9 protein-coding genes and 1 other annotated feature are annotated in these 12,823 nt (G+C 45.3%); all 9 genes read right to left on the minus strand.

Going from position 1 to position 12,823, the window contains the following annotated elements; genetic code table 11:
* Positions 1-112 precede the first annotated feature (112 nt).
* Positions 113-329: a binding site (T-box leader), on the minus strand.
* A 48-nt stretch (positions 330-377) separates the two neighbouring features.
* Positions 378-950, minus strand: a complete 573-nt coding sequence (pdxT, locus tag JOC27_RS01025) for a pyridoxal 5'-phosphate synthase glutaminase subunit PdxT (RefSeq protein ID WP_338062755.1) — start codon at positions 948-950, stop codon at positions 378-380.
* A 19-nt stretch (positions 951-969) separates the two neighbouring features.
* Positions 970-1,854, minus strand: a complete 885-nt coding sequence (gene pdxS / locus JOC27_RS01030) for a pyridoxal 5'-phosphate synthase lyase subunit PdxS (protein WP_205005144.1) — start codon at positions 1,852-1,854, stop codon at positions 970-972.
* Positions 1,855-2,250: 396 nt separating this feature from the next.
* Positions 2,251-3,591: a D-alanyl-D-alanine carboxypeptidase family protein gene (locus JOC27_RS01035; RefSeq protein ID WP_205005145.1), complete on the minus strand. Its 1,341-nt coding sequence runs from the start codon at positions 3,589-3,591 to the stop codon at positions 2,251-2,253.
* Positions 3,592-3,712: 121 nt separating this feature from the next.
* Positions 3,713-5,179, minus strand: coding sequence for an IMP dehydrogenase (gene guaB / locus JOC27_RS01040; protein ID WP_205005146.1), 1,467 nt, complete (start codon positions 5,177-5,179; stop codon positions 3,713-3,715).
* Positions 5,180-5,450: 271 nt separating this feature from the next.
* Complete coding sequence (locus tag JOC27_RS01045; RefSeq protein ID WP_205005147.1) at positions 5,451-6,536, minus strand: HD-GYP domain-containing protein; 1,086 nt, start codon at positions 6,534-6,536, stop codon at positions 5,451-5,453.
* Positions 6,537-6,575: 39 nt separating this feature from the next.
* Positions 6,576-9,050, minus strand: a complete 2,475-nt coding sequence (gene gyrA, locus JOC27_RS01050) for a DNA gyrase subunit A (RefSeq protein ID WP_205005148.1) — start codon at positions 9,048-9,050, stop codon at positions 6,576-6,578.
* Positions 9,051-9,294: 244 nt separating this feature from the next.
* On the minus strand, positions 9,295-11,220 hold the full coding sequence (gene gyrB / locus JOC27_RS01055) for a DNA topoisomerase (ATP-hydrolyzing) subunit B (protein WP_205005149.1): 1,926 nt from the start codon (positions 11,218-11,220) through the stop codon (positions 9,295-9,297).
* Positions 11,221-11,442: 222 nt separating this feature from the next.
* A complete protein-coding gene (gene remB / locus JOC27_RS01060; RefSeq protein ID WP_205005150.1) occupies positions 11,443-11,691 on the minus strand; it encodes an extracellular matrix regulator RemB in 249 nt (82 codons plus the stop codon).
* Between the two features lie 4 nt (positions 11,692-11,695).
* Entirely contained in the window at positions 11,696-12,820 is a 1,125-nt protein-coding gene (recF, locus tag JOC27_RS01065; protein ID WP_205005151.1) for a DNA replication/repair protein RecF, read from the minus strand.
* Positions 12,821-12,823 lie beyond the last annotated feature (3 nt).

Here is a 12,823-nt window from a genome sequence, read left to right on the forward strand (position 1 = left end):
GCAGACACCCTTGTCCTCAGCTAACAGTTCCTACTGCCAAGCCTGTAGCGGACTTTCACCGCCTAGCTGTCACCCATGCCGGGCGCACTAAAAAATCCCGTCCCTTAAAAAAATAAGGGACGAGATTGAACCCGCGTTGCCACCCAAATTGCTCCCGGCGCTTCAACCGGTAGCCTCTTGAACATTCTTTAACGGAAATGAACCGTTTATGCCGAATCAGACATTTCTCTCAAGGATTGGATTCATGCCACACGACATCGCCGCTTCGCACCCCCAGCGGCTCTCTGTGCAGGCCTTGCAGCATTACTGTTTCCCGTCATCAAGCTTGTTTTGCATTTAATAAGAATTTACTATAACCATCCAGAAAATGCAAGTTGTCAGCGATATTCTGTAACCATTTCCACAAAATAACGATGCAAGCGCCAGTCTGTCGTCAGTTCAGGATGAAAAGCTGAAACAAGAAAGCGGTCCTGGCGACAGGCAACAATATGGTCCTCATACGTTGCAAGCACATCAACATTTTTAGCTACACGGTTAATATAAGGTGCGCGAATAAAGACCCCGTTATAAGGTTCTGCAAAAGGCTTGAGTTCAAGCGAAGCCTCAAAGCTATCGACCTGTTTGCCAAACGCATTCCGTTTCACATCAATATCCATCAGCTGGAGATGTGGTGAAGGTTCGCCATCAATACTTTTTGCCATCAAGATTAATCCGGCGCATGTCCCAAAGATTGGATGTCCTTGCTCAGCGAAAACCCGGATTGTGTCTATCAACCCATACTTTTCCATCAGGCGCCGCATCGTTGTACTTTCGCCGCCCGGAAGAACAATGCCGTCTAAACCGACCAATTCTTCAGGCCTCTTCACAATTGCCGTCTCAGCCCCTGATTCTTGAAGCGCGCGCACATGCTCGCTGACTGCTCCCTGAACCGCTAAAACACCAATTTTCACAGTCATTTCAGCACACTCCTCACTCGCCGCGATCTTGCATGCGATCAGCAGCTGAGAGCGTACCCATATCGATGCCCTTCATCGGTGTACCAAGACCCTTAGACAATTCAGCAATTCGCTCATAGTCTTGATAATAGGTCGTTGCTTCTACAATGGCACGAGCAAATTTTGCTGGGTTCTCTGATTTAAATATTCCAGATCCAACAAATACGCCATCGGCGCCCAATTCCATCATCAGCGCAGCATCAGCGGGTGTTGCCACACCGCCTGCAGCAAAATTAACAACTGGGAGGCGTCCTGCTTCTTTAATCTGCAATAGTATTTCGTATGGTGCGCCCAATTCCTTTGCGAAAACCATCAATTCGTCCGGAGACATGCTAATGGCTTTGCGTACCTGGCTGTTCACAAGCCTCATATGACGAACGGCTTCAACGATATTTCCAGTTCCCGGCTCACCTTTTGTTCGCAGCATGGCTGCGCCTTCGCCAATACGGCGTGCAGCCTCGCCAAGATCGCGACAACCGCAAACGAAAGGAACGGTAAATGCTTTTTTATCAATATGATAGATATCATCTGCCGGCGTCAAAACTTCACTCTCATCAATATAGTCAACTTTCATGGCTTCAAGCACCCGCGCCTCGACAATATGACCGATACGCGCTTTCGCCATGACCGGAATGCTGACGGCTTTCTGTACAGCCTCAACAATCGTTGGGTCAGCCATACGAGCAACGCCGCCTGCTTTTCGAATATCCGAAGGCACACGTTCCAGCGCCATAACCGCTGTCGCACCCGCTTCTTCAGCAACTTTCGCTTGTTCTGCATTGACAACGTCCATAATGACGCCGCCTTTTTGCATCTCGGCCATACCGCGTTTTACTCTCTCAGTTCCTGTCTGTGCCATTTCAATCCCCCATTACTCGGTTGGAATTAGTCTACTACAAGTAAATCTAGTTTACACCAAAGCCCAGTAAACGGATAGATATTATTCAAATAAAATAATTTTTTGAAGATAAGTATTGAATATTTTGAAATTTTTTTCTGAAAAAAAGAGCCGAAAACTAAAATTCGGACTCTTTTTTGATTAAAGCATTGTTAAAACTTAATGTTTAATTGATCCATAGGCAATGTGTGCTTGCACCATGCGGGAACAGCGTGCCGGACGGACCTCGCAGACTTTTGTCTGTACGAGGAGGCTCGCGGGAAGCGTCCGCGGCAAGCGAACACAGGGTAATAAACCATTAAAAACAACAAGATATATTAAAAGCCATGATTTAAAAAAACAGGATAACTGATTGGATTAGAACAGGCCAGCAATCCAATGGAAAAGACCAGAGAACAGGCCGCCAATTGCTTGAAACATCCTAACAAACCAATTGTTTTTATCAACTTGATCAGCAGCAACAACAGGTACTTTATCGATATTCGGATAAAGCGAACCGTAAGCGCCATTTGATGTTTTCAATACAGCATAACCAATTTTTTCACCTTTTTTAACAGGTGCTTCAATGGACCCATCTTTATTCAGCTTACTGTGATCCAATACAACTTTATAGGTTGCATGAACTTTTTCGCCATTCGTCACCGTTGTCTTCACTGGCTGACCAAATGCAAGACCGACCGAAGACTGCTTGCCATTGTGAACCGCAACGGTTTTCTGATCTTTTAATTTTTGTCCTTTTTTGGCAATCGTTTTTAGCGAATACGTCTGATAACCAAAGTCGAATAATGCACGCGTTTGTTCAAAGCGCTGCGAATCCGATGTTGTTCCCATGACGACGCTGACTAGACGATGGCCATCACGGTTAACAGTACCGGTAAAGCAATAACCTGCAAGATCGGTGTGGCCTGTTTTCAGTCCATCAACACCTGGATAAGTAAATTTAGCCATATCCGCGCCGAATCCAGGTAACATATAATCCCAGTTAACCATTTGAATCGGCGTCTTCACGCCAGCAGTAAAGTTCTTGAGTGGAATTTTCGAAATCTGGAGTGCTTCAGGATAATCTTTAATCACGTGATAAGCCAGCTTAGCAAGATCACGCGCAGCTAATTCATTCGAATCATTCTTGCTGCCATATGGCGCATATTTGCCAAGATCAACATTATCAAGGCCACTGCTGTTAATATAGTGCGCCGTCGTCATGCCCAGCTTCTTAGCTGTTTGATTCATCATATCAACGAAATGTTTTTCCGTACCGCCGACCTTTTCGGCAAGCGCGATCGTCGCACCGTTTGCTGAGTAAATCGCCATGGCTTCATACAGGTCGCGAACCGTATACTGATAGTCCTTACGAAGAGGTACGTTGGAGAATGAACGGTTTTGAGAAATTGTATACGCATAATCGCTGATTGAAACTTTTGTATTCCAAGTTAATCGCTTCTGGTTCAGCGCCTGCATCACCAGATATTCGGTCATCATTTTTGTCATGCTAGCTGGCGGATACACCTGATCAGCATTTTTCTCGTATAATACTTTTCCACTGTTAAAATCAACAAGAATCGCTGATTTTGCCTTTAGACCAAGCGTATTTGCGGCTTCTGCATTTTTGGCGAAGGGTGCCTGGAAAGAGACCGCTAATGCCAAAGTAAAAATGAGACCGAATGCTGCCAGATGCCGCAGCCTTTTCTTGAAATTCAATCCTTACACCCCCGAATAAATTAATGCGGGCATTGCCCGCATTCACAGAAAAACAAGGCGAACTAATTCGCCTCAAAAAAACCATTCATTTCTCTCAGTGCCTGCATAAACACTCAATAAATTATTTAATAGAATAATTCGGTGCTTCTTTTGTTATTTGAACGTCATGCGGATGACTTTCCAATAATCCAGCATTGGTAATTCTTGTAAACCGAGCATTTTGACGCAAGTCCTCAATGGAGCCTGCACCGCAGTAGCCCATACCTGAACGTAAGCCACCAATGAGTTGGTAAATAGTATCTACCAGTCTGCCCTTATAAGGCACACGTCCCTCAATGCCTTCTGGAACAAGCTTCTTCTGATTTTCCTGGAAATAGCGGTCTTTACTACCGTGTTCCATTGCGCTTACCGAACCCATGCCACGGTAAACTTTGAATTGCCTTCCTTGATAAATTTCTTTTTCACCTGGTGTTTCATCAACGCCAGCAAGCAACCCGCCAAGCATCACAGCGCTTCCGCCGGCTGCCAATGCCTTGACAATATCCCCGGAGTATTTAATCCCGCCATCGGCAATAATTGCGACACCATGCTTGTCTGCTTCATTGGCACAATCATAGACAGCCGTGATTTGCGGCACACCAACGCCAGCAACCACACGCGTCGTACAAATTGAACCCGGTCCGATACCCACTTTGACAACATCAACCCCAGCGTCAATTAACGCTTTCGTGCCTTCAGCCGTTGCCACGTTGCCGGCGATCAGGCTGACCTTCGGGAACTGTTTCCGGATTTCGGCGACTTTTTGTAAAACGCCTTTTGAATGACCATGCGCTGTATCAATAACAAGTGCATCGGCTCCCGCGTCTACAAGTTTCTCAACGCGAACCATCGCATCAGATGTGACACCAACGGCGGCAGCTACGAGCAATCGGCCATGTTCATCTTTTGCTGAATTAGGGAATTCGACGACTTTCTCAATATCCTTCGTCGTGATGAGACCTTTTAAAACGCCATTGTCATCAACAAGCGGCAGTTTCTCAATACGATTACGATTCAGAATTTCTTCCGCTTCTTTCAGGCTAGTTCCTACCGATGCGGTTACAAGATTATCTTTCGTCATCATCTCGCCAATCTTTGCCGAGTAATCTTTGACGAAACGCATATCACGGTTAGTCAGAATGCCAACCAGATGCTGATCCTTTACGTTATCGACAATCGGGACACCAGAAATACGGTATTTATTCATCAAATGTTCGGCATCGAAAATCTGATTCTCTGGAGTCAAAAAGAAAGGATTTGTAATGACGCCGCTCTCAGAGCGCTTGACCTTGTCCACTTGCTCTGCCTGTTCTTCAATCGACATGTTCTTATGGATGACACCCATGCCGCCTTGCCTAGCCATAGCAATTGCCATGGCTGCCTCTGTTACCGTATCCATGCCGGCGCTGATAATCGGAATATTAAGATGCAATGCCTTTGTCAGCGACGTGGCAACCGATACATCTCGCGGCAGAATATCCGACGCTGCGGGAATTAATAATACATCATCAAATGTCAATGATTCTTTGGCGAACTTATCTTCTCTCATCAACGCTTATTTCCCCCTATAATAAGGTTTATCCGAAAATTTTATTGCTAGCTTATCAACTGGTCTGCAGAGTGTCAAGGTAACCTGCCAAAATAACACTATTCTAAAAATAACTGCTTTTTTGGCTATTTATACTTAACAAAAAAGTTGAGAAATATTGCCGAAATAATCTGTCCATAAACAACCGTCTTGATTATTATAAAAGCTTTTTCTCATTTGTTGAAGAATGATTTTATTTCCATTCCTTAAGCAACTGCATTCATTACATTGATTACAAGGTGGAAATAATTTTGATAGAACGATTCATCGATAAGGCAATCACCTGATTGTTCGCTAGACTCACCATCGGCCGTGTTGGACTGTCCGCCATGACAAAAGTAATTCTGCCTGATTGACCATTCGATAATTTAACATCGGTCCCAATGAACAGCGTCATCAATTCTGTTTCAAGTTTCTTAAAAACGACTCTGGGAAGCCTTTGGAACTCGTTGATCGACAGCCAATCAAGCGCTGGAATAATCGCACCGGGAACTTTAATTTTTACCAATTGATTCAACAGATTGGCACAGGCAATCAAATATTTTCCAAAGGTATTAATTTGATTACCTGTCAGGTGGAGGGGGTAACCACTGCCATCTTCGTATTCATGATGCTGCGTCAGCGCAATAATGAATTCTTCTCTGAAGGCTGGCACATTCTTAATCATATTATAGCTGTCTGCCACATGTCGTTCATAAAGGGATTCTTCATGACCGATAAAATTGCCTTCACGATCCAGCAGTGAAGGTGCAAGTTTGGCAAGCCCGGAATCAGCGAGCATTCCGATTAAGCCTATCTGATAGACATCACCCTGAGGTTCCTTCATCTTTTTCGCAAGAAATGCCGACAGAAGACCCAAAGTGACCGAGCGATCAGAACGGCTCCGGCAAGGCAAGGTGCCTAGCAGAAATTGAGCTAGCCATTTCGGGTCATTCAGCGCATCAATTAACATGGGGAGCATCACTTTGCGAAACGAAGAAATATCCAGAGCTGTGCCCGCTTGCCAGTTTTTAAAAAATTGCGTATAGTGGCTAACTGCCCAACGATATTTCTCATCCGTCGTCTCTGGAGCTATTTCTTTGATAGTCGCTCTATTTGACTGTACATCTCTGCTTTTATCCGCTTTTTTTGCGTTTACGCGTTGGCCGTTTGATAAATGCGATTCAACTTCAATTTTTTCTATCTGAAAAGCTTTTAAAAATTCGATGTGCCGCTCAGTCAACTCTGTTCCAGCAGCTATCAGCGGATCGACAGCCTTGGCGAAAACATCCTTTTTTACAATGTACCCAGCCTGCAGCATCGGCGTTTCAACAAGCATCGTTCTCCCCCCCCTTGAGTTAATTCGCGATGATGTCGCTCAATTATTCTCTTCCGGCTCTATGTCTGATTGTATCTCTTCGTCTTCCTCATTCCGTTGAATCCTAGCTATTGTTGCCAAACTATCCTTATCATCGATTCGGATTAATGTCACACCCATGGTGTTTCTACCGAGTCTCGAAATGCCCGATACAGGGGTACGAATAATCACGCCGTTCGCTGTAATGATCATCAAATCTTCGTCTTCTTCAACGGTCCGCATTGCAATCATTTCACCGTTCTTTTCAGTGATATTACAGGTTTTCAAACCTTTTCCGCCGCGTGTTTGCAGGCGGTATTCACTGCAGGCTGTCCGCTTGCCAAACCCTTTCTCCGTGACGATCAGTACGTCTTTCGCGTCATCAGCTATACCCATGCCAACCACTTCATCGCCTGGATCTAATGTGATCGCTTTGACGCCGGCTGCGGTTCGCCCCATGGCCCGTACATCGGTTTCATGGTAGCGGATAGCCATGCCTTTCTTTGTGCCGACGATGAGATCCTGGCTTCCGTCTGTCAGACGTACGCCCATTAATTCATCTTCTTCACGTACTGTTATGGCAAATAAGCCGCCTTTACGAATATTCGAGAAATCAGAAAGTGGCGATCGCTTCGTAATTCCTTTCTTGGTCAAGAAGACGAGAAAATGCTTGTCATCAAATTCAGTAACTGGGAAGAATGCTGTAATATATTCGTTCTTCTCAATCTGAATTAAATTGATGATCGGGATTCCTTTGGCTGTTCTACCAAGCTCTGGAATCTCATAGCCTTTCAACTGATAAACACGTCCCTTGTTGGTGAAAAAGAGGACATGATCATGCGTGTTGGTCTGAAAAAGATGCTCAACAAAATCATCTTCATTCGTCCCCATTCCTTGAATCCCGCGGCCACCCCTGTTCTGAGTTTTATAGGTGTTTACTGGCATCCGCTTCACATAGCCATTGTGAGAAACCGTAATAACGATATCTTCTTTCTCAATTAAATCCTCATCTTCTAACAGATCGAATCCGACTGTGATTTCCGTACGACGCGTATCGTTGTACTTCTCTTTAATTTCACTCAGTTCTTTACGGATGATATGCAGCACTTTCTGCTCATCGGCAAGAATCGATTTGAGTTCAGCAATTCTTTGAACAAGCTCTGCATACTCCTGTTCAATTTTTTCTCGTTCCAGACCAGTCAAGCGTTGAAGACGCATATCCAGAATGGCCTGTGCCTGAATCTCTGTCAGATTGAAATTTTCCATCAGTCCGGCGCGGGCAATATCCGCAGTCTTGGACTGGCGAATTAAAGCGATAACCGCATCCAGATGATCAAGAGCCACACGCAAACCTTCAAGAATATGTGCCCGAGCTTCTGCTTTCTTCAAATCGAAAGCTGTCCTGCGTCTGATGACTTCCTCCTGATGTTTCAGGTAGTAGTCCAAACATTCTTTGAGTGTCAGAATCCGCGGTGTTTTATCGACAAGTGCGAGCATGTTGATCCCGAAACTCGTCTGTAGCGCAGTATGCTTATAAAGATTATTCAACAAGACATTGGCGTTGGCATCGCGGCGTAGTTCAATGACCAGACGCATCCCTTCGCGGTCTGATTCATCGCGTAGATCAGTAATGCCATCCAGTCTTTTTTCCTTAACCAACTCTGCGATTCGTTCAATTAATTTTGCTTTGTTAACCTGGTAAGGTATTTCTGTCACGACAATATCTTGCTTGCCGTTGGCTTTTTCTTCAATCTGGACTTTGGCGCGGACAATTATCGATCCACGTCCCGTGCGGTAGGCACGCTTGATGCCATCACGACCGAGAATCAATCCTCCAGTCGGAAAATCAGGACCCGGGATATAGCGCATCAAGTCATCTACAGTGAGATCCGGATTTTTGCTGAGCTCAAGCAACGCATCAATGACTTCCCCGAGCTGATGCGGCGGAATATTCGTTGCCATACCGACCGCGATACCAGCGGCACCGTTGACAAGCAAATTAGGAAAACGGGCAGGCAGAACAACCGGTTCTTGCTCCGATTCATCGTAGTTATTGACGAAATCGATGGTATCTTTGCGAATATCGCGCACCATTTCCATCGATATTTTTGACATTCTTGCTTCCGTATAGCGCATCGCTGCCGCCGGGTCGCCGTCGACCGAACCGAAGTTGCCATGACCGTCGACCAATTCATAGCGATAGCTGAAGTCTTGAGCCATGCGCACCATCGTTTCATACACAGCGGAATCACCGTGCGGATGGTATTTACCGATGACCTCACCGACAATTCGCGCTGATTTCTTATGCGGCTTATCTGATGTGATGCCAAGTTCATTCATCGCATACATAATCCGCCTGTGCACCGGCTTCAATCCGTCGCGGACATCCGGAAGCGCGCGGCTGACGATAACACTCATTGCGTATTCAAGAAATGAATCGCGCATCTGTTTGCCTAAGTCGACCGGCTGAATTCTTGATTCGTCTTGTTCTGCCATCTTGCATCCTCCTTAAGAAAAACTTGGCGTCGCCAAGTCTTTTTTGTAACATTGCGCTTCGGCTGCTCGCCGCGGCCGCCGCGCATCCCCTCAGTCAGGCGCGATCCTGCATGGTGGGGCTCACTTGGCTCGCTTTTCACGCAAGACGCCAGAGCGCCTTCGCTGCATTTTTTGCGCCAATTTTATACATTCTTATCCTTTTAAAAAAATCAGTGACTGCTCTATCGATTCAGCAAATCCCAGATCAAAAATCAAGTTTATCCGGATTCACATACTGTGCGTTTTCTTGGATGAAATCACGACGCGGCTCGACGTGATCGCCCATTAACATCTCAAAAATCTGATCGGCTTCAATAGCATCTTCCAAATTCACTTGAAGCACCAGACGATTTTCCGGATCCATTGTTGTTTCCCACAACTGCTCGGGATCCATTTCACCAAGACCTTTGTAACGCTGTACCGTTGCCTTTGCATTCTGCGGTACCTCATCCATCAGCTGCTTCAATTCATTTTCGCGATAGGCATATTTCAGTGTCTTGCCGTACTGTACGCGAAAAAGGGGAGGCTGCGCAATATAGACATAGCCATTTTCAAGCAGTGGACGCATAAAACGATAGAAAAAAGTCAATAACAAAGTACGAATATGAGCACCGTCAACATCAGCATCAGTCATAATAATAATCTTGTGATAACGTGCTTTTTCTAATGTGAACTCTTCGCCAACGCCTGTACCCATGGCTGTGATCATCGCCCGTATTTCCGCATTGGAAAGAATCTTATCGAGGCGGGCCTTCTCAACGTTCAGAATTTTGCCACGCAACGGCAGAATCGCCTGATAAAGCCGATCGCGCCCCTGTTTTGCCGAACCACCGGCAGAATCACCCTCGACGATATAAAGCTCGGAAATACTGGCATCCTTTGAGGAACAATCGGCAAGTTTCCCCGGAAGTGAGGAGCTTTCTAGGCTATTCTTGCGCCGCGTCAATTCGCGCGCCTTTTTCGCCGCCGTACGTGCTCTTGCCGCAATAATCCCTTTTTCTACGACCAGTCGGGCAATATCCGGATTTTCATAAAGAAAGCGCGTAAAGGAATCCGAAAATAAATTATCCGTTATTGTTCGTACTTCTGGGTTGCCCAGTTTTGTCTTAGTCTGGCCCTCAAACTGCGGATCGGGGTGCTTAATTGAAACGATCGCTGTCAGACCTTCGCGCACATCTTCACCGGATAAATTCTGATCATTGCTTTTGATGATCTGATTTTTCCGTGCATAATCATTTATTACCCGTGTCAGTGCAACTTTAAAGCCGTATTCATGAGTGCCGCCTTCATGGGTATGAATATTATTCGCAAACGAGTAGAGTTGACTTGAAAATCCTGTATTATACTGCATCGCAATTTCAACTTTAATGCCGTCTCGTTCACCTTCAAGATCGATCGGGTCATGGAGGTTTTCTTTGGAGCGGTTCAAGTATTCGACATAGGAGCGAATACCGCCTTCATAGTGGAACGTTTCCTTTTTGTCTGGCTCACGTTTGTCTTCGATTGAGATGCGGATATTTTTATTTAGAAACGCAAGTTCTCTGACGCGTACACGCAGCGTATCATAATCAAAGGTTGTGGTTTCTTTAAAGATTTCCGGATCAGGAATAAAGTGGGTAACCGTGCCGGTTTCTTCAGCTTTACCAATAATTTTGATATCTTCAGCGGGCTTGCCGCGATGGTATTCTTGATAGTAAACATTTCCATTACGGCTAACCTTAACCCACATTTCCGTTGATAAGGCATTAACAACGGACGCGCCGACGCCATGCAGACCGCCAGAAACTTTGTATCCGCCACCGCCGAACTTTCCGCCGGCATGCAGCACAGTCATGATCACTTCAAGCGCAGGACGCCCAACTTTCTTCTGGATATCCACGGGAATACCGCGGCCATTATCTTTTACCGTAATGCCGCCGTCCGTATCAATACTGACCTGTATATGGTCGCAAAATCCCGCCAGTGCCTCATCAATGGAATTATCAACAATTTCCCAGACGAGATGATGCAATCCCTTCTCACCCGTTGTTCCGATATACATGCCTGGTCTTTTTCGTACGGCTTCAAGCCCCTCTAAGACTTGAATCTGGCTCGCATTATAGGATTGTTTGGCTTGCTGTTCTTCACTCATACTACCCCACCTAACTTCGTGTCAATGGACACATAATCAAACAGACTTGCTTTCTGTTTTTTTCTGCACATTGAAACAGAAAAAAGAGGTTTCTGCATCGCTAAGTCAACCGTGCGAGACATTCAAACAGCATGATGATCATCAAGCTGTCCACATTGCCAAAACTTTCAGCTGCCCGTCTGGTCTGTCAGCACGAACGCCATTTTCTTCGAACCTGCAACTCTAGAAAATGGGGCGGCCAATGCCTGCGTGTGTTCGTTTTTTTATTGTCTCACAGCTGAATGTGCTGAGATACCATCCGTTATCTGTCACTATAATTGACTTTAGCAGTTGTCCGCCCCTATCTATCCAGACGACTTCGCGTCTTAATTCGTCTGAGCCGAGACCACTGTTTTTCGCCTTCTGATAATCCAGCACGGCAATAAATTGATTAGAATCAATGATCATTTCCTTGCCTATATGGACAAACATGGCCTCAATCCTTTAGTGAAACTGCAGTTCCCCGCTCGATTTTAAACAATGTTGCACGATTCACTAGCTGTGCATCAAGTCCATCAATCGATGTCGTCGTCACGAACGTCTGCACTTTATCCTTAAACGCGGCAAGTAAATGCGTTTTCCGGATGTCGTCAAGTTCGCTCAGCACATCGTCCAAGAGCAAAATGGGGTAGTCGCCGACTTCGTATTTAATCAATTCAATTTCTGCAAGTTTGACAGAAAGTGCGGCTGTACGCTGCTGTCCCTGTGAGCCAAAGGTCTGTACGTCATAACCGTTGACAACAAATTGCAGATCATCGCGATGCGGACCAATCAAAGTCGTGCCCCTATCAATTTCGCGCTGTCTCAGTTTTTCGTAACTTTTCTCATAAGCTTCTACTATTTTTAACGGATCCTGGCTTTCTAATACCTCTTGAACCGCCGATTGGTAGTTCAGGACAAGTTTCTCTCTTCCTTGGCTGATCTCCGCATGAATCGGCCCTGCCCAATCATTCAATTGCTGAATAAACCTCAGCCTTCTACTGACTATTTCTGCCGCTAAGGCAAACAATTTTTCTGTTAGAATATCAAGGAATGAGTCAAGCCCTGACTTTCTTCGATCAAATTCCCGCAATAAAGCGTTTCTTTGCTGAAGCACTTTCTGATACTCGCTGAGACTATGGATATAGACGGGAGCTATCTGTCCCAGTTCCATATCGATAAATTTGCGGCGCAACAAAGGACCGCCTTTAACCAGACCCAAATCTTCCGGAGCGAACATCACGGCATTGCAAAGCCCGATATATTCACTAAGCCGGCGCTTCTCTAAATGATTGGCTTTTGCTTTTTTCCCTTTTCGAGAAATAGTGATTTCAAGTGGCAGCGAATGGGTAGGTTTCACCAGTCTACCACTTATTTTACCATAATCTTGATCCCATTTGATTAAATCTTTGTCATGGTTTGTCCGTGCGGATTTGGCCAGAGACAGCACATAAATAGCTTCAAGAAGGTTGGTTTTTCCCTGTGCATTTTCTCCTAGAAAAATATTGACCGAATTTGAAAAAGACAGCTTCAAGCTGTCGTAATTTCTGTAATTGGTCAATTCAATCGATTCGAGATACAAAAA

It is taken from the genome of Sporolactobacillus spathodeae, from assembly GCF_016908935.1.
Taxonomy (GTDB): Bacteria; Bacillota; Bacilli; order Bacillales; family Sporolactobacillaceae; genus Sporolactobacillus; species Sporolactobacillus spathodeae.

What these genes read in the sequence shown, in the direction of transcription:
- pdxS (WP_205005144.1), bottom strand. Translation starts at nt 1,854, where the DNA reads ATGGCACAGACAGGAACTGAGAGAGTAAAACGCGGTATGGCCGAGATG.
- guaB (WP_205005146.1), bottom strand. Translation starts at nt 5,179, where the DNA reads ATGAGAGAAGATAAGTTCGCCAAAGAATCATTGACATTTGATGATGTA.
- JOC27_RS01045 (WP_205005147.1), bottom strand. Translation starts at nt 6,536, where the DNA reads ATGCTTGTTGAAACGCCGATGCTGCAGGCTGGGTACATTGTAAAAAAG.
- gyrA (WP_205005148.1), bottom strand. Translation starts at nt 9,050, where the DNA reads ATGGCAGAACAAGACGAATCAAGAATTCAGCCGGTCGACTTAGGCAAA.
- gyrB (WP_205005149.1), bottom strand. Translation starts at nt 11,220, where the DNA reads ATGAGTGAAGAACAGCAAGCCAAACAATCCTATAATGCGAGCCAGATT.
- remB (WP_205005150.1), bottom strand. Translation starts at nt 11,691, where the DNA reads ATGTTTGTCCATATAGGCAAGGAAATGATCATTGATTCTAATCAATTT.